Source organism: Alkalilimnicola sp. S0819 (genome assembly GCF_009295635.1).
In the GTDB taxonomy this organism is placed as follows: domain Bacteria; phylum Pseudomonadota; class Gammaproteobacteria; order Nitrococcales; family WHIW01; genus S0819.
In genome coordinates, this window is sequence record NZ_WHIW01000024.1 from 1 (window position 1) to 17605 (window position 17605).

At 67.1% G+C, this 17605-nt stretch carries 13 protein-coding genes; 12 read left to right on the forward strand and 1 reads right to left on the reverse strand.

Going from position 1 to position 17605, the window contains the following annotated elements; translation table 11 throughout:
• The first annotated feature begins 296 nt into the window (after window positions 1–296).
• From pcaQ to GBG68_RS13590, 7 genes are all read left to right on the forward strand, one after another.
• Complete coding sequence (pcaQ, locus tag GBG68_RS13560; protein ID WP_152148271.1) at window positions 297–1244, forward strand: pca operon transcription factor PcaQ; 948 nt, start codon at window positions 297–299, stop codon at window positions 1242–1244.
• Between the two features lie 149 nt (window positions 1245–1393).
• Window positions 1394–2356 (forward strand): TAXI family TRAP transporter solute-binding subunit, encoded by a 963-nt coding sequence (locus tag GBG68_RS13565; RefSeq protein ID WP_152148273.1) that lies wholly within the window; start codon window positions 1394–1396, stop codon window positions 2354–2356.
• A gap of 37 nt (window positions 2357–2393) precedes the next feature.
• The gene (locus tag GBG68_RS13570) at window positions 2394–4289 is read left to right on the forward strand and encodes a TRAP transporter permease (protein WP_152148275.1); all 1896 of its coding nucleotides are present in this window, start codon (window positions 2394–2396) and stop codon (window positions 4287–4289) included.
• Between the two features lie 33 nt (window positions 4290–4322).
• A complete protein-coding gene (locus GBG68_RS13575; RefSeq protein WP_152148277.1) occupies window positions 4323–5924 on the forward strand; it encodes a sulfatase in 1602 nt (533 codons plus the stop codon).
• 45 nt (window positions 5925–5969) lie between these two features.
• The gene (locus GBG68_RS13580; protein ID WP_152148279.1) at window positions 5970–6824 is read left to right on the forward strand and encodes a VOC family protein; all 855 of its coding nucleotides are present in this window, start codon (window positions 5970–5972) and stop codon (window positions 6822–6824) included.
• Window positions 6825–7505, forward strand: a complete 681-nt coding sequence (locus GBG68_RS13585) for a class II aldolase/adducin family protein (RefSeq protein ID WP_152148281.1) — start codon at window positions 6825–6827, stop codon at window positions 7503–7505.
• A 116-nt stretch (window positions 7506–7621) separates the two neighbouring features.
• Window positions 7622–10549 carry an EAL domain-containing protein gene (locus GBG68_RS13590; protein ID WP_152148283.1) on the forward strand — a complete coding sequence of 976 codons (2928 nt, stop codon included), beginning with the start codon at window positions 7622–7624 and terminating at the stop codon, window positions 10547–10549.
• On the opposite strand, the gene GBG68_RS13595 is transcribed toward GBG68_RS13590, so the two are convergent.
• Window positions 10519–12255, reverse strand: a complete 1737-nt coding sequence (locus tag GBG68_RS13595) for a SulP family inorganic anion transporter (protein WP_226801810.1) — start codon at window positions 12253–12255, stop codon at window positions 10519–10521. The two genes, GBG68_RS13590 and GBG68_RS13595, sit on opposite strands and share 31 nt — an antisense overlap.
• 159 nt (window positions 12256–12414) lie before the next feature.
• On the opposite strand from GBG68_RS13595, the gene GBG68_RS13600 reads away from it, so the two are divergent.
• Genes GBG68_RS13600 through GBG68_RS13620 form a run of 5 tightly spaced genes read left to right on the forward strand, consistent with a single transcriptional unit; the run spans window position 12415 to window position 17393 of the window.
• Window positions 12415–12924, forward strand: a complete 510-nt coding sequence (locus GBG68_RS13600; protein ID WP_193222349.1) for a MarR family winged helix-turn-helix transcriptional regulator — start codon at window positions 12415–12417, stop codon at window positions 12922–12924.
• A gap of 42 nt (window positions 12925–12966) precedes the next feature.
• Entirely contained in the window at window positions 12967–13995 is a 1029-nt protein-coding gene (gene dctP, locus GBG68_RS13605) for a TRAP transporter substrate-binding protein DctP (protein WP_152148287.1), read from the forward strand.
• Complete coding sequence (locus GBG68_RS13610) at window positions 13995–14546, forward strand: TRAP transporter small permease (RefSeq protein WP_152148289.1); 552 nt, start codon at window positions 13995–13997, stop codon at window positions 14544–14546. Before dctP ends, GBG68_RS13610 begins: the two co-directional genes overlap by 1 nt.
• Window positions 14543–15832, forward strand: a complete 1290-nt coding sequence (locus tag GBG68_RS13615; RefSeq protein ID WP_152148291.1) for a TRAP transporter large permease — start codon at window positions 14543–14545, stop codon at window positions 15830–15832. Before GBG68_RS13610 ends, GBG68_RS13615 begins: the two co-directional genes overlap by 4 nt.
• A gap of 4 nt (window positions 15833–15836) precedes the next feature.
• Window positions 15837–17393 (forward strand): sulfatase-like hydrolase/transferase, encoded by a 1557-nt coding sequence (locus GBG68_RS13620; RefSeq protein WP_152148292.1) that lies wholly within the window; start codon window positions 15837–15839, stop codon window positions 17391–17393.
• The last annotated feature ends 212 nt before the right edge of the window (window positions 17394–17605 follow it).

A 17605-nucleotide genomic window follows, 5' to 3' on the forward strand; every position in this document is an offset into this window, starting at 1 on the left:
CCTCGGGCAACCGCAACGAGACCTTCGCGGGCCTCGGCTACGCGGCCTATCCCGATATGCCGGTGATCACCTGGACCGAGGACAACATCGGCTCGGCGATCTTCTACCACACCGGGGAGCTGAACGAGGCCTTCACCTCGGTGTACACGGAAGGGGTGTAAACCAAGGGGGGCTTGGGCCTCCCGCCGTGAGGAGATCCCCGGGCCTGGCTGGCCTGTGGATCCTCGATTCCGCTGCGCGGTACCGCGGCGACGGGTGGTCGGGTGGAGCCGTGGAGGCCACCATCCTGGGTTACCATGTCCCCCATGGACATCGCTCGCATCAATGATCGCGTCAAGCAGCGCCACCTGCGCTGCTTCGTGGAAGTCGTGCGTCGGGGCACCCTGGCGGAAGCCGCCGAGGTGCTGGCCATCTCGCCGTCCGCCGCGTCCAAGACGCTGAGTGAGCTGGAAGAGCTGATCGGCGAGCGCTTGATGGAGCGGGGCCGCAGGGGCGCCACCCTGACGCCGGCCGGCGAGATCTTCTACCGCTACGCCAGCGCCAGTCTCACCGCCGTGCAGGAAGGGGTGGCGTTGATCGCCCAGGCTCGGCGCGATGCCCGGCATTCGGTGCTGGTGGGGGCGTTGCCCAACGTGGCCAACCGGGTGCTGCCCGGCGCGGTGGAGGCCTTCAAGCGCCACCACCCGGAAACCACCGTGGTGATTTACACCGGCACCAACAAGCAGCTGCTCACCCAGCTGCGGGTGGGGGAGCTGGATTTCGTGGTGGGCCGGCTGTCCAGCCCCCAGGACATGATGGGGCTGCGTTTCGAGGAACTGTTCTACGAGAACCTCGCCATCGTGGCGCGCCCCGACCATCCCCTGGTGCGGGGGGGCAGGCCGCTGCAGACCGGTGTTCTGGCGAGATATCGCGTCATCCTGCCGCTATCCGGCACCATCATCCGCCACGACTGCGAACGCTGGCTGATCAGTCGCGGGCTCACCGAGTTGCACGACATCGTGGAATCCGTGTCGGCGGAGTTCGGCCGCGCCTCTGTGCTCCGGAGCGATACGCTATGGGTTACGCCCCGAGGCATGATCGCCCTGGATCTGGACCAGGGCTGGCTGGCGGAGTTGCCGCTGGATACCAGCAATACGTCCTCCCCGGTGGGTATCACCACCCGCGGCGAGGCGGGCCTGGGGCCCTTGGCGCGGCAATTCCTGGGCTGCGTGCGCCAGGGTGGCTTGCGCCTGTCACGTGAATAAAACTCACCTAAAGCCGGATCATTTCACTTTAACTACACTTTTAAGTCGGGTTTCCTAGACTCCTAGGGGGTGCTGCCCTCTTGTGCACACAACGATTAGCCGGTCGACCTGCTTTCCATCGACTGGCACCTGTGAGGAAGGAGACCGACATGAACCTGAAATTCCGCAAGGCCCTGAGCCTTTTCTGCGCCGCGGCGCTGACCCTGGGCGCGGGGGTTGCCAGCGCCAAGACCCTGAACATGGGCACCTTGCCTCAGGGCTCGGTGGCTTATTCCATCGCCGCCGCCATTGCCAGCGCCGCCGGTGACCGGGGCGCGAGCACCCGGGTGGTGCCCCAGGGCGGCCCGGTGGTGGTGCTGCCCATGGTCAACCGCGGCGTCTACGACTTCACTGTGACTCCCAGCATCCCGCTGGCCTACGCCCACGCCGGTGAGGCCATGTTCAAGGGCAAGCCGCAGCAGGATCTGCGCGCCGTGGCGGTGCTGCTGCCCCTGCGGGTGGGCATCCTGGTGCGCGCCGACTCCGACATCCAGAGCCTGGAGGACCTGCGCGGCAAGCGGGTGGCCGGCGGTTTCCCCCGCCAGCGCGCGCTGCTGAAGATGCAGGAGGCGGTGCTTGCTACCGCGGGCATGAGCATGGACGACGTGCAGGAAGTGCCGGTCCCCGCCGGTGTGCGTGGGCTGGATGAGCTTGCTTCCGGCAAGGTCGATGCCGCGATCTTCTCCGTGGGTTCCGGCGCGGTGGCCCAGGCGGATGCCGCCGTGCGCGGTGGCCTGCGCTTCCTGCCCATCCCCGGCGGGGAGAAGGCCGAGCGCGCCATGCAGCGGGTCGCACCCAGCAGCTACTTCCTCACCGTGCAGCCGGCCGACGGCATCGCCGCCCTGGACGAGCCCACCAATCTGCTCGCCTCCTCCCTGGTGCTCACCGCCAATGCCCGGGTGTCGGACAAGGATGTGCGCATGATGCTGGAAACCCTGCTGGAGAAGACCGACGACATCGCCCAGACCCACGGCGCCTTCCGCCTGTTCAAGAAGGAAGACATGGGCCGTGATGTGGTGATTCCCTATCACCCGGCCGCCGAGGCCTTCCTGAAGGAGCAGGGTCTGCGCTGAGCGGACCCTTTCCTGGCCGATCCCGCGGGGTAATGTCATGACGCGCTTGATCTCCGGCGCCCTTTGCGCGCTGCTCACGATCATGGCCATCGGTTGGGCGCTGAATGCGCCCCGCTGGTTTGGCCTGTCTCTCTATACCGAGCAGTATCTGGCGGCCGTGCTCGCCGTGGCGCTGCCCATCCCGTTACTGGAGATCGGTTTTTCCGGGCGCCCCCGTCAGGGGCGGGGCGCGCCCTTCTACGACTGGATCGCCGCCGTGGCGGTGATGCTCGCCGCCGGCTACACGGCGGTGCACTACGATCGGCTTATTCTTGCCGTCTACGACATCCAGACCGACGCCCTGCTGGTGTCCGTGATCTGTGTGCTCGGGCTGCTGGAGGCGGTGCGCCGAGTGGCGGGCAACTTCCTCATGGGGCTGCTGGCGGTGTTCGTGCTGCTGGGGCTGTTCGGCCACCATCTGCCGGCGGGTTTCCAGGGCCGCGAAGTGCCGCTGGGCGAGCTGTTCGTGTATCTGGGCACCGATGCCAACGCGGTGCTGGGTACCGCGTTGGTGGTCTCGGCCACCGTGGTGGTGGCGTTCCTGTTGATTGGTGAGCTCTTGTTCCGCTCCGGCGGGGCGAACTTCTTCACCGACATCGCCATGTCGCTGATGGGCCGATACCGCGGCGGGCCGGCGAAGATCGCCATCACCGCCTCGGGCTTGTTCGGCTCCGTCTCCGGCAGCGCGGTGTCCAATGTGGCCTCCACCGGCGTGGTGACCATCCCGCTGATGCGCAAGACCGGCTACGCGCCGAAGGATGCAGCGGCCGTGGAGGCTGTGGCCTCCACCGGCGGGCAGCTGATGCCGCCGGTGATGGGGGCGGTGGCCTTTCTCATGGCCGAATTCCTGCAGATTCCCTACAGCCAGGTGGTGCTGGCCGCGCTGGTGCCGGCGATGCTGTACTACATCTCGCTGTTCATCATGGTGGATCTGTATGCGGTGAAACACCGCATCGCCGCCCTGGAAGAGTCCGAAATCCCCAACCGCCGTCAGGTGCTGCGCCGGGGGGGGGTCTATGTGCTGCCCTTCGTGGTGCTGATCGTGGCGCTGTTCGGCTACGCCATCAACGAGGTGGACGCCGCGCTGATGGCGGCCGTGTGCGTGCTGGTGCTGGGGGTGGTCTTCGGCTACGGCGCCGACCGGCTGAATCTGCGCAATACGCTGGGCGTGCTGGCCGCCACCGGGCGCACCGTGACCACGGTCATCGTGGTGGCCGCCGGCGCCGGCATCGTCATCGGCGTGCTGAACATGACCGGCCTGGGCTTCACCCTCACCGACATGCTCGCACGCGTGGGCGAGGGCAACCTGGCGCTGCTGCTGGGCATCGTCGCGGTGCTGGCGGTGATCCTCGGCATGGGCATGCCCACAGTGGGTGTCTATGTGCTGCTGGCGACCCTGCTGGCTCCCTCGCTGGTGGCCGTGGGGGTGGAGCCCATCGCCGCGCATTTGTTCATCCTCTATTACGGCATGCTCTGCATGATCACTCCGCCGGTGGCGCTGGCGGCGTTCACGGCGGCGTCCATTTCCGGCACCGCGCCCATGAGCACCGCGGTGCGCTCGGCAGTGTTCGGCTGGGTGGCTTACCTCATTCCCTTCCTGTTCGTGCTCTCGCCCAGCCTGCTGCTGCAGGGGGGGAGCTGGCTGGACAACGCCGCCACCCTGCTTACCGCCATCGCCGGCCTGTGGGCTGCCTGCGGCGCCATCGCCGGCTACCTGCTGCTGCCCTTGACGCTGCCGCGCCGCCTGCTCTGGGGGGCGGCGGGCCTGCTGCTGCTGATTCCCCAGGACGCCACCACGCTGGGCTGGTGGCCCGGCCTGGTCGGCCTGCTGCTGGGCGCGCTGCTGCTGGTCAGTGATCTGCTGCGCCGCCGCGCCCGCCTTGCCGCCGCCTGAGCCCGCGGCCCCGCGACCCGACGAGGATTTCCCATGGATTCGCCGAATTTCGTTTTCATCATCACCGATCAGCACCGGGCCGATTATCTGGGCTGCTACGGCCACCCGGTGCTGAAAACCCCGCACATCGACGCCATGGCCGCCGCCGGCACACGTTTCGATCGCTGCTATGTGAACACCCCCATCTGCATGCCCAACCGGGCCGCGCTCATGACCGGGCGCATCCCCTCGGTGAACGGCGTGCGCCACAACGGCATACCGCTGGACCCCACGGCCAACACCTTCGTGCACCAGTTGCGCGCCCATGGCTATCGCACCGCGCTGGTAGGCAAGAGCCACCTGCAGACCATGACCGGCAACCCGCCCATGTTGAAGCGCGAGGTCAAGCGTCCCGATTACCGCCAGCCCCCCGCGGGCATGGACGATGCGAGCCTGCGCGACTACTACGACGAGCGGGTGGGGCAGGAGCGGCCGCAGCACTGGGCCAGCCCGGATGCCCGAGTCGACACCCCTTTTTATGGCTTCGAGCATGTGGACCTGGTCACCGATCATGGCGACCAGGCGGGCGGCGATTACCTCCACTGGCTGCGTGACCAGGGCGTCGATCCGGACGCGCTGCGCGGTCCCGACAAGGCGCTGCCCCACGACTACGTCTGCCCCCAGGCCTGGCGCACCGCCGTGCCCGAGGAGCTCTACCCGACTCGCTACGTGCTGGAGAAGAGCCGCAACTATCTGCGCCGCCATGCGCGCTGGAACACCGGGCAGCCCTTCTTCCTCAAGGTCTCCTTCCCGGACCCCCACCATCCCTTCACGCCCCCGGGCAAATATTGGGACATGTACCGCCCCGAGGACATGACGCTGCCCGCGTCCTTCCACCCCCAGGGCGCCTACAACCCGCCGCCTACCGTGCGCCACTGCCACGAGGAAGAGCCCGGCAAGCGCGCCCAGGGCATGATGGCCTTCGCGGTGAACGAGCGCGAGGCGCGCGAGGCCATGGCCCTGTCCTGCGGCATGATCGCCATGATCGATGACGCGGTGGGGGAACTGGTCGCGGAGCTGGAAGCGCTGGGCCTGGCCGAGAACACCGTGCTGGTGTTCACCGCTGATCACGGCGACTTCCTGGGCGATCATCGCCTGCTGCTCAAGGGGCCGATCCACTACCAGTCGGTGCTGCGCGTTCCCTTCATCTGGAAGGATACGGCGGATCGGGCCCACGGCGCGGCGGCTTCCGGCGCGCTCACCGAGACCATCGACCTGCCCGCGAGCATACTCGACCGCGCCGGCATCGAGCCCTACCACGGCATGCAGGGGCGCAGCATTCTGCCCCTGCTGCAGGGTGAGGCCCGCGGCGGCGACGAAGAGTCGGTACTGGTGGAAGAGGATGGTCAGCGGATACTCTATGGGCTGGACACGCCGCCGCGAGTGCGCAGCCTCGTGACCGCTCGGCACCGGCTTACCGTCTACCACGGTGAAACCTGGGGCGAGCTCTACGACCTGCATCAAGACCCCCACGAGATGAATAACCTCTGGAACGATCCGGCGGCCGGCGCGGTCAAAATGGATATGCTCGAGCGTCTGGCCAGGAAGCAGATGGCGCTCACCGACCGCAGCCCCCTGCCGTTCGAGCAGGCGTAAACAACAATAGGCCCGGGAATCGCCGGGCCTGCGGAGGATCCATCGATGATTCAATTGCAGGACATTCGCTACGTGCGGCTGGGCACGGGCGATGTGGATGCCGCCACCGAGTACTGCACCGCTGTGCTGGGCCTGGAGAAAGTCCGCACCGTGGGCGACGCGGTGTATTTCCGCTCCGACAGCCGGGACCACACCCTGGTGTATTTCGACGGTGACCCGAAGGATCACCGCACCGCCTTCGAGATCGCCACCGTCGAGGAGCTGGAGCAGGCCAAGCAGCAGTTGGAGGCCGCCGGCCGCCCCACCCGCTGGGGCACCGACGCCGAATGCGAAGAGCGCTTCGTGATGCGCATGCTGGAATTCATCGACCCTACCGGCAACACCATCGAGCTGGTGTGGCGGCCCATGCATTCCGGCTGGCGCTACTTCCCCAGCCGCGATGCGGGTATCACCGGCTTCCAGCATATCGGCCTGCGCTCCGCCGACCCTCAGCGTGACGAGCGCTTCTGGACCGAAGTGTGCAATGCGCGCGTTTCCGACTGGATCGGCGTCTCGCCGCTGCTGCGCATCGACGAGATCCACCACAAGATTGCCCTGTTCCCCTCGGACTTCGCCGGTGTGCAGCACATCAACCATCAGGTGGAGACCGTGGACGACATCATGCGCAGCTGGTACTTCCTGCAGGAGCGCGATGCGGTGATCACCTTCGGGCCGGGCCGTCACCCGACCTCCGGGGCGCGCTTCCTGTACTTCGAAGGCCCCGACGGCATGGTGTACGAGTACTCCAGCGGCGTGCGCAGCATCGAGGACGAAGAGAACTACCGCCCGCGTCAGTTCCCCTTCGAACCCAAGGGCTTCTGCATGTGGGGCGCCAAGCCCAACATCAAGGAGTTCAAGTAAATGAGCCTGAGCGTCACCGAAGACCAGCAGCGGCTGGTACGCCAGGCCGCCCGCGCCCTGGGGCGCAACGGCCTGGCCCATGCCTACGGCCACTGCAGCCTGCGCCTGGACGATGACCATATGCTGGTCTGCGCGGCCATGCCCATGGGGCTGATACCCCCCGGGCGCGCCGGCACCGTGGTGCCGGTGCGCGGCCCGCTGCCCGAAGGCGTGCTGGGCGAGGTGCGCCTGCACCAGCAGATCTACCAGCGCCGCCCGGAGATCCGCGGGGTGTGCCGCAGCATGCCCGCGCAGTTGATGTCGCTGTCCGCCCTGGGGCGGGTGCCCCGGCCGCGCCACGGCATGGGCTCCTACTTCTACCCGCAGCCGGCGCTGTGGCCCGATGTGCAGCTCATCCGCGACGATGAGCGCGCGGTGCAGGCGGTGGACCTGCTGGAGGACAGCCCGGCCCTGGTGATGAAGGGCAACGGCGTGGTGACCTTCGCCGACTCCCTGGAAAAGGCGGTGGTGCTCACCTGGTTCCTGGAGGATGCCGCCCGTATCGAGCTGGACGCCCTGCGCGCCGGGCTTGCCGACGAGGCGCTGCTCAGTGCCGAGGATGCCCGTGCCCGCGCCATTTGGGGTGGCGGTATCGCCGCGCGCATGTGGGCGTATCTCACCCAGGGCGATCCGGAAGCCTGATCGCGCCTGCCTCCCGCCTTTGATCGATCGCCCCCGGCGTGCAGGCCGGGGTAATTGATCGTTGTCTTCTTCAACGCCATGTCTCCTGAAGGGTCGTAATCTTTTGGGGGACGCGGATGCCTATCGCCCTGCCGTGGTCGCGTTCCGGTTTGCAGGGGCGGCTGCTGCTGATTCTTCTGCTGGCCTTTCTTCCCGGCGTCGCCATCGTGCTGTTCGACTACACCGAGCAGCGTAGCCGGGTGATGGCGGACGCGGAGCAAAGCGCCGTGAGCGCGGTGCGCATGGCCGCCAATGCCCAGTTGCGGATTGTCGAGCGGGGCAAGGTGCAGGTGGAACTGCTCGCCGCGGTGCCGGTGGTCCGAGACGGGGCGGCCGACGAATGCACGGCCTATGTGCGGAAGTTGCGCGCCGGGCAGGCCGGCCTGATCGGCAATATGGGCCGTATCGAAGCGGACGGTCGGGTGCTTTGCTCCGCTGTTCCCTCTCCGGGAAAGCGCGCCAACTACAGCTATATGTACAGCTTTCACGCCGTGTTCCGCAACGGACGCCCGGTGCTCGGGAGCTATGAGTTCAGCCCTGTGCTGGGGCGCGATGTGCTGGCCGTGATGGCGCCCATCCGGAACGACCGCCAAGGGGTGGAGGCCGTGGCTTTCATCATGTTGGAGCTCTCCTCCCCGGCCGAGCTGCTGCGCCGCGCGGATTTCCCGCCCAATACCGATATCAGCCTCGTGGGATCACGGGGCCGGCTGTTGGCTCACCACCCCCCAGGCACGCTGATGATCGGTGAGGTGCCGCCGGAACTGGAGGTCATCGACCGCCTGACCCGGGACCGCCGGGCGGGTGTGCTCCACGGGGTGGGCCCGGAAGAGCGCATCTATGCCTTTGCCCGGTTCGCCCTGGAGCCGAACAATCCCGCCATGGTCTATGCCTCGCTGGATACCGAGGCTATCTACGCGCCGCTTGCCCGGCGCTTGCTGCGCGATGCCATGAGTCTGATGGCTGCCATGCTGCTGTTGCTGCTGGCGGTAACCTGGGTGAGCCGTCGACTGGTGGTGGAGCCCGTACGCCGTGTCCAGTTGGCGGCCCAGAGGCTGGCCGCGGGGCAGTTGGCGACCCGGGCCCCGGTGACTGGTCGCGGCGATGAGCTGGACCGGCTGGCGCTCAGCTTTAACGACATGGCTGCACGGCTGCAGGACCGGGATGCCGAGCTGCGCCGGCTGAATCGCCTGTACGCGGTACTCAGCAGCATCAACAGCCTGATCATCCGGGTGGGCGGCCAGCAGGAACTGCTGGAGGAATCCTGCCGCATCGCGGTGCGTCAGGGGGGCTTTCCACTGGTTTGGGTGGGCCTGGTGAGCGGGCGGCAAGAGCGCTGGGCGGTGGTGGTGAGCTTCGGCGGCACCGAGGCCGAGCGGGCCGAGCTGGTGCCTCGAGTGGGCAGTGCGGCAGATGCGCACGGCGCACTGTCCCGGGCCTGCGCCAGCGGCCGCCCGACCATCTACCCGCCCGCCGGGCGGGCTGCCTATTGGCACCAGCGGCTGGACCCGGCCCGGTACGCGCGCTGCATCGTGCTGCCCTTCGGGTGGGATGGCGGTGAGGTGGCGGGTTGCCTGAACCTGTTCCTGAGCGACACACACCGCCTGGACGCGGCGGAAATGTGCCTGTTGCAGGAACTGGCCGCGGATATCGCCCACGCCCTGCAGCACCTGCGCCAGGCCGAGCGCCTGGCGGTGGTATCGGTCACCGATCCGCTCACCGGTCTGGCCAACGAAGCGCGTTTCCGGGACCGGGTGGAGATGGCGCTGGGCATGCTGCGGCGTGAGCAGCAGCCCGGGCATCTGGTGGTCATCGTGTTGGCGCTGCAAGGCCTGCGCGAAGTGAACGCCGTGCATGGCCTGAGCCTGGGTGACCAGGTGCTGCGCACCGCCTCCGAACGTCTGCGCGGTCTCCTGCCGGAACAGGCGGACCTGGCCCGCTTGCGGGCGGCGGTATTCGGCATCACCCTGGTGGAGGCACCCGGCGCGGAGCGCCTCAGCGGCCTGTTGCATATGCTCTCCGAGCAGATGAGCGGCAATCTGGGGCTCAGGGAGCCGGAGCTGGCCTTGAACGCCTGCATCGGTGTGAGCCTGTGGCCGGCGGACGGGGACAGTGCCGGGACCCTGCTGCAGCATGCGGAAACGGCGTTGGCCACGGCGAAGGCGGGCGGCAGCCGCTTTCGCTACTTCGTGCCCGAACTCCAGCGCCGCGCCGAGGAGCGTCTGGCGCTGGAGTCCGCCCTGCACCGGGCGCTGGAGCGTCGGGAGCTGTACCTGCGTTATCAACCGGTGGTGGCCGTTGAAGATCGGCGCTTGCTGGGGGTGGAGACCCTGTTGCGTTGGCGGCATCCGGAGCTGGGCCCGGTGAGCCCGGCGCGTTTCGTGCCGGTGGCGGAATCCGCCGGCCTGATGCTGCCCATAGGCACCTGGGTGATGGGAGAGGCCTTCCGCCAGGCGCGGGAGCTGGCCCAGCGCAGCGCCTGCCGGCTGAAGGTGGCGGTGAATCTGTCGGTCTCCCAGCTCAAGGCGCCGGATTTCCTGCAGGTCGTGGATGCGGCCCTGGAGGAATCGGGCAGCCTGCCCGGCAATCTGTCACTGGGCCTGGAGTTGACTGAAACCGAGCTCATGGAAGACGCGCCCCAGACCATCGCGCAGCTACGGGCCCTGCGCGAGCGCGGCTTCAGCATATCGGTGGATGATTTTGGCACCGGCTACTCCAGCCTGGCCTACCTGGAGAAATTCCCGGTGGACACTCTGAAGATCGACGTGGCCTTCATCCGGGATCTGGCTGAGAACCCGGCCAGTGGCTCCATTGTCCAGGCCATCATCGCCCTGGCCCGCGCCCTGGGCATGAGCGTCATTGCCGAAGGGGTGGAGACACGCGAGCAGTACCAGCGGCTGGCTGAATACGGCTGCGATGCCATCCAGGGCTATTTGTTCGGCGCGGGGCTGGCGCCGGAAGACCTGAAGCTGGACGGTCAGCCCTGGCCCTTCGTCTCCGTGGTCTGAGGCGTATTGCCCGGGCTCGGGGGCTCGTCGGGAAGCAGGGCCGCCAGCGCGCGGGCCGGGTCACCGAAGATGTGATCCCGTCCCAGCGCGTCCAGGAACCGGCCCTGCTGCAGCTTGCGCCGGGCCGTGTCGCGCAGGCCGCACAGATACAGCGCACCGCCTTCCCGGCGCAGGCGCCTGGCTTCGTGGAGCAGCATCTCCGCCCCGGCCAGATCGATGAAATTCACCCCACTGCAGACCAGCAGGATGCGCTTTTGATCCGCGGACAGGCGCTGCAGCTGCCCCTGCACATGCTCCACAGCACCGAAGAACAGGGAGCCGTCCAGGCGCAGGATGCGCAGCCGCGGGTCTTCGGGCAGACCATGCTTGCGCGCGTTGCGCAGCCCCGGGGCGGGGCGGTCCGGATGAGGCGCCACGGGAATCACGCCGGGTTGGGAGGTGCGGCGCAGGTACAGGAACAGTGATAGCGCCACTCCGGTGATGATGGCGAACTCCAGGTTGATCACGATGGCGGCCAGGAAGGTGGCCCCCAGTACCGCCGTTTCCTCGCGGCTGGCGTGCACGATCCGGCGAATGGTGGTGAAGTCCAGCAGCCCCCAGGCAATCAGCACGATGATCGCGGCGACCACCGGAATGGGCAGCCAGGCGCTGGCCTGGGGGAAACTCAGCACGATCACCACCAGCACCAGCGAGGCGAATATGCCGGCGAGGGGAGTGCGCGCGCCAGCCTCGTAGTTCGCCCCGGAGCGGGTGAAGGAGCCGGAGGCGGCGTAGCTGGAGAAGAAACTGCCGACGATATTGGACAGCCCCTGGCCGATGAACTCCTGATTGCTGTCGATTCTCTGGTGACTGCGCAGGCCGATGGCCCGGGCGATGGACACTGCCTCGATCAGACCCAGCAGGGCCACGGCCAATGCCCCCGGCACCAGCGATTGCAGCACCTCGGGCGTGAAGGCCGGTACCGACAGCGGCGGCAGGCCCGAGGGTATGGCGCCCACCATGGGCACGCCCTGTTCCCCCGCCCCGATCACCACCCCCAGCAGGCTGCCGGCGATCATGGCGAGCAGCAGCGCCGGCCAGCGCGGGCGCAGTTTGCGGATCAACTGACAGCTCACCAGCGTGAAGGCGAAAAGCCCCAGGGCAGTGGCCAGATGGGGCGGGGGCGCGGCGGCCACGACGGCGAAGGCTTTCAACCCCGACGGCCCACCGGCGGGCAAGCCCAGCAAATTACCGGTCTGGCTGAGGGCGATGATCAACGCCGCCCCGGCGGTGAAGCCCACGATCACCGTGTGGGAGATGAAATTCACCAGCGCGCCCATGCGCGCAAGGCCGAAACCGAGCTGGAAGACCCCCGCCAGCAGCGTCAGCGTCAGCGCCAGCGCGATGTAATCGCCCTCGGCGATGCTCATGCCCGCGAGCACACTGGCCACCAGCACCGAAATCGCCGCGGTGGGTCCGGAGACCAGGTGCCGGGAGGAGCCGAACAGCCCCGCGACGATGGGGATGACGATGGCCGAATACAGCCCGAACTGGGGTGGCAGACCGGCGATCATGGCATAGGCCACCCCCTGGGGCAGGACGATCACGGCGCCGGTGATACCGGCCATGAGGTCCGCGTGCAGGGTGGCGCCACGGAGCTCGCCGGCCCAGTGGAGGAAGGGGAAGAGGCGGTGCAGCAGGGCTGCGCGGGGTCGGGATTTGTTCACGATTACGCTCTGCCTGGCGGAGGATTTGGGTCGTATTGCAGTGCGGGATAGGCGGTTCTTGACAGCCCCGCAACTGCGTTCATAATACGTGAAAACGCACACAACGGCCATTCGGCCATGGTGCAGCATAACGAAGTTACGTCGGAGCGAGGAGCGCGTGTGAGTGACAAGCAACCAGGAATAGCCGCGACGGACGGCGTCTCGGCCCTGCCCTTTCGGCCCTCGGACTGGCCCATGCCCTATCTGGCGGGCATCGAGCGTGAACACACGCTCACGGCCACCCTGGTGCTGCGCCGCTTTGATATCGACCACAAGTCCTGGCGTCTGCTGGCGGTCCTCAAGGAGCATGGTGAGCTCACCGTCAGCGCGCTGGCGGAGCTTGCCGTCCTGGAGCGCTCCAGCGTGAGCAAGATGGTGGCGACACTGGAGGCGCGTGGTCTGGTGCTGCGCCACCAGCAGGGGCGGGACCGCCGTCAGAGCAATGTCGCGCTCACCGAGGGCGGTGACGCCCTCTACCAGGAGACGGCGCCGCTGATCTCCCGGCTGTTCGAGTACTACTTCGGCGGTTTCGACGACGAGGAGTTCCAACGTTTCATGTCCGCCTTGCGGGATGTGATGGAACGGGTCAGGAGTGCGCGGCTCCACCCATGGACACCGCGCACGGAATGATAGACGCCGTATCAACGGCGCTTTTCACCGAGGAGCAAAGTGATGAAGAAGTTGATGTTCAGTGCAGCCTTGGGGCTGTCGGCCTTGACCGGAGCCGCTCAGGCCGAGGTCAAGATCCTGTTCAATGCCTATGAGCCGCCCGCCGGTGGCAATACCGTGGCCGCGAAGGCCTGGATCGAGGAAGTGGAGCGGGTTACCGAAGGGCGGGTGCGCTTTCAGGTTCCCCCCTCCAGCCTCGCCCCGCCGCCGCGCCAATGGGAGCTGGTGACTTCCGGGGTGGCGGATGCCGCCTACTTCCAGTCCGCCTGGATGGAGGACACCCTGCGTCTGCCACAGCTCGCCGGGCTCCCCCTGGAGGGCGCCACCGCCCAGACCACCGCCGTGGCCCTGTGGCGTACCCACGAGAAATTCTTCGCTGATGCGGGTGAGTACAAGGATGTGGTGCTGCTCGGCTACTGCGCCGCCGCGCCCCTGACCCTGTTCAGTGCCGACAAGCGGGCGCCCGTTGCGCTGGAAGACTGGCGCGGCCTGCGCACCCAGGCGCTGAAACCCCAGGTGGATATCCTCAAGGCGGCGGGTGCCGTGCCGGTGGTGGCGCCGTCCGCCACCGCCCATGAGCAGCTGTCCTCGGGCACCGTCGGTGCCGCCGCGGGTATGAACCACTACGTGGCCAAGGCCTTCAACGTCACCCGCTATCTCAACTCCATGCTGGACGTGCCGGGCGGGCTGATCACCGCCACCTTCCCCTTCATCATGAACCGCAGCGCCTGGGAGCGTATTCCCGAGCGGGACCAGGCCTTGATCCGCAGCGTCTCCGGCGAGCACTTCGGCAAGTACTGCCGTTACTGGGATGACCAGGAAGAGCTTGCCCGCCAGGAATGGCTGGAAGCCGGCAAGACCCGCGGCAAGCCGAATGACGAGTTGCTGGCCGTGCTGAAAGAGGCCGCCAAGCCCTACGTCAGCGACTGGTTGAAACAGGCGCAGACCCGTGGCGTGGATGGTGAGGCCGCACTGGCCTACTTCCGCGAGCAGGTAAAGCTGCTGCTGGCCGAGGAAGGGGGGAGCGACTAATGAGTCGTCGCGCCGCGGCCCAGGCGGCGGTGGCGGAGCTGGAGGCGTCGGATCAGCCGACGCCTCCTCGCCCCTGGCCGGAGAAAGCGCTGCGCGCCGTCATCGCGCTGAGCATGGTGAGCATGATGGTGGTCACCACCGCGGATGTCGCGCTGCGTTATCTCTTCTCCGCACCGCTGACCGGAAGTTACGAGCTCGTGCAGGTGTTGCTGGGCCTGGCGGTGTTCTCCGCCCTGCCGCTGGCCGCCCGCTACGACGCCCACGTCAATATTTCCCTGCTCGACGGGCTGTTCAAGGGGCTGGCCGACAAGCTGCGGCGCATCGCCGTGATGCTGGCCAGTGCCGTGGTGGTCGGTTTCATCAGTCGGCGACTTTGGCTGCTGGGCGAGCGTTTGATGGACAACAACCGCACCATAGGCGCGCTGGAGCTGCCCATCGGGCCTTTCGCGCTGCTCTTCAGCGTGTTCGCCGCGATCACCGTGCTGGTGCATCTGTACATGGTGTGGCTGCTTCTGCGGGCCCCACGGGCGGATGCGGGGGGTGAGGCATGATTCTCGGGTTGAAGGGTTTTTTCGGGCTGCTGGTCATCGGCCTGCTGGGCCTGCCGCTGGGTTATGCGCTGATCGCCTCCGGCACGGTGGCTTTTGGCGCGCTGCGCGGTTTCGAACCCGCCTTCAGCATGGCCGGGCAACAGATCCTCGACATCACCACCAAGTACGAGTTCTCCGTACTGCCCATGTTTCTGCTGATGGCCGCCTTCATCGAGCGGGCGAACCTCGCCCGGGAGATGTACGAGGCCTGGCAGGCCTGGCTGGGGCATCGTCGGGGCGGCCTGGCCATGGCGACCATCGCCGCCTGCGGTGGTTTCAGCGCGGTGTGCGGCACCTCGGTGGCCACCTCCGCGGTGATGAGCAAGATCTCCGTGCGCGAGATGCGCCGTTACGGCTATAGCGACGGTCTGTCCACGGGCTCCGTGGCGGCGGGCGGCACACTGGGGATACTCATTCCGCCCAGTGTCCCGCTGGTGCTCTATGGGCTGCTCACCCGCACCGACATTGCCAAGCTGTTCATCGCCGGCATCATCCCGGGGATCGTTCTGGTGGGTGGCTACTTCGCCGCCGTGATGTTCCGCACCCGCCTCAACCCGGACGATGGCCCTGCCGCGGAACGGGTCGGCGCTCGGGAGCGCTGGCTGGCCCTGGGGCGCGTCTGGGGCGTGTTGCTGTTGTTCATCATCGTCATGGGCAGCATGTATGCGGGCATCGCCACACCCACGGAAGCCGCTGCCATCGGGGCCTCCGGCGCCTTCCTGTTCGCGCTGCTGCGCAAGCGCCTGAGCTGGCAGGGCTTCGTGCTTTCGTTGGTGGAGGCCGGTGTGACCACCGCCACGGTGCTGATCGTGCTGGCGGGGGCGATGATCTTCGGCAACTTCATCGCGCTGTCCGGCCTGCCCTGGGAGCTGCTGGACTGGATCAATTCCCTCAGCCTCTCCCCGATGGGCGTGGTGCTGGTGATCTGTGCGATCACCGTGGCACTGGGTTGCATCTTCGAGAGTATCGGCCTGCTGCTGCTCACCGTGCCCCTGTTCTTCCCGGTCATCACCGGCTTGGGCCTGGACCCGGTGTGGTTCGGCATCATCTTCGTGGTCTGCCTGGAGCTGGGTCTTATCACGCCGCCGGTGGGCTTGAATGTGTTCGTGGTCAAGGCCGCGCTGCCGGATATTCCCATCTCCACCATTTTCCGAGGAGCCGGGAGCTTCGTGATCGCCCACGTGCTGGTGCTGTTGCTGCTGGTGTTCGTGCCGCAGATCACGCTGTTCCTGGCCAACAAGATCTAGGGTCATGAGCAAGATACGTAACTTCCTTTTCATCATGGCGGATCAGCTGCGGGCGGATTACCTGTCCTGCTACGGGCACAAGGTGCTGCACACACCCCATATCGACGGTCTGGCGGCCCGGGGCGTGCGCTTTACCCGCGCCTACGTGCAATCCGGTGTGTGCGGCCCCTCTCGCATGTCTTATTACACCGGCCGTTACCCAAGCTCCCACGGTGCCACCTGGAACTTCATCCCCATGCCCGTGGACGAGATGGGGCTGGGGGATTATCTGGAGGCCGAGGGGCGTTCCCTGCATCTGGTGGGCAAGACCCATGTGGAGCCCGACCGGGAGGGGATGGAGCGGCTGGGGCTGGACCCGGCGTCGGACGCCGCCGCGCTGCTGCGCGAGGGTGGCTTTCGGGTCATTGCGCGGCACGAGGGGGATTTGCCCAGCGGCAAGGAGGACTACAAGGCGTATCTCGAACGTCAGGGCTACGAGGGCGAAGACCCCTGGCTGGAATACGCCAACAGTGGCCGGGACGCTCGGGGCCGGGCGGCGAGCGGGTGGCTCATGCGCAACGCGCATCTGCCCGCCGCGGTGGACGAGCAGCATTCCGAGACGGCCTATGCCACCGACGAGGCGCTGAAGTTCATCACGGAACAGGGCGATCAGCCCTGGGCGCTGCATCTGTCCTACATCAAGCCCCACTGGCCCTACATCGTGCCCGCGCCTTACCACGATATGTACCGCGAGGCGGACACGGGCGAGATCCTGCCGGCGCAGACACGCGACGAGCATCCGGTGCTCAAGGCCTACCGCAAGCACGATGAAGCGCTGAGCTTCAGCCGCCCGGAGGTGGTGCGCCATGTGCGGCCCACCTACATGGGGCTGATCAAGCAGATCGACGACCACCTGGGGCGCTTGTTCACGCTGCTGGAGGAGAGCGGCCGCATGGAGGATACCCTGATCGTGTTCTGCGCCGATCATGGGGATTTCCTCGGCGACCGGGGCTTTGGCGAGAAGGAGCTGTTCTTCGAGGAAGTGCAGCGCGTGCCGTTCATCGTCTACGACCCCAGTGAGCAGGCCGACGCCACCCGTGGCACGACCAGCCGGCGTCTGGTGGAAGCGGTGGACGTGGTGCCCACGGCGCTGGAGGCGCTGGGGGTGGAGATCCCCCGCCACAGGGTGGAAGGGCGCTCCCTGCTGCCGCTTACCCGCAAGCAGCCGGTGAAGGACTGGCGCCGGTTCGCCATCAGCGAGCTGGACTACACCGCGCGCCGCGCGCGCAAGGTGCTGAGGCGCTCGCTGGATGACAATTGCCGGGGCTGGATGGTGCGCAGCGATCGTTGGAAATTCGTCTACTGGGACGGCTATCGGGCGCAGCTGTTCGATATGAAGAATGACCCGAAGGAGTTGCATGACCTGGGGGCGGATCCGGCCCACGCTGAGGTGCGCGAGGAGCATCAGCAGATGCTGCTGCGCTGGATGCTGAGCCGCAAGAGCCGCGTGGCCGCGACATACAAACGTCTTGATTTCATGACCGACAATCTGCCGCCCGGAATCCATATCGGGCAGTGGTGATCGCGTCGTGATGAAGGGCGCGCGGGCAGCATTCCGCGCGCCGGCCTCGAATGGGGCGTCCCTGGAGTCTATAGGAGTGAGGAGAACGACAATGGGCGTTATGCGCATAGGTCACATCAATCTGCGTGTGCTGGACATGAAGGCGGCGCGGCATCATTACGAGAACGTGCTGGGCCTGCTGCCCACCGATGTGGACTCGGCGGGCAATGTGT